Consider the following 606-nt stretch of genomic DNA (forward strand, 5'->3'; position numbering starts at 1 on the left):
ACCTTGGTGCCCGTCTCGAGTGTGAACTGGGCGTGGCCGGAGAGTTCTTTGCCGCGGTCCCAGGTGAGCGTCTTGCGGAGCTGTTCGGGAAGCTTCGTCATCGACGCGCTGAGCGCGGCGTTCATCGCGACAGCGCCGTAGCCGCCCAAGGCGGGACCGTTCTTGACGGGCGGTATCTCGCCATAGCCTTCCAGCCGCGGCAGATGCACCAGCAGGGTCGAGCGGCTCTTGCGTTCGACGATCGTGCCGATCGCGGACCGGCCCGTGCCGATGATCAGGTCGCCTTCCCAATGCCCGGGAACGGCGCGATCCGCAGCCTCCGCCGGACGCTTGGAGAACACGACCTCGGCGGTGACATGCCCTTGCGGGCGGTTCTGCGCTCGAGCCCGCGGCTGGCGGAGCGCGCGGCCGGTTCGCAGGCAGGTGACGAGCTCGCGTTTGAGCGCACCACGGCCCTGGATGAACAGCGACTGGTAGATCGCCTCGTGGCTGATGCGCATGGACTCATCATCCGGGAAGTCGACCTTCAGCCGGTGCGAGATCTGCTCCGGGCTCCACGCCAGCGACCAGCGCCGGTCCTGCCGGTGCGGTTTGTTCAGCCCCTTC

The 606-nt window shown here is 67.8% G+C and carries 1 protein-coding gene; it reads right to left on the reverse strand.

Translation table 11 applies throughout. The features are described from left to right. The coding region (locus tag IG178_RS24855; RefSeq protein ID WP_193215254.1) for an IS30 family transposase at window positions 1–606 on the reverse strand (606 nt) is incomplete at both ends.

It is taken from the genome of Neoluteolibacter marinus (assembly GCF_014904755.1).
GTDB classification, from domain to species: Bacteria; Verrucomicrobiota; Verrucomicrobiia; order Verrucomicrobiales; family Akkermansiaceae; genus Haloferula; species Haloferula marina.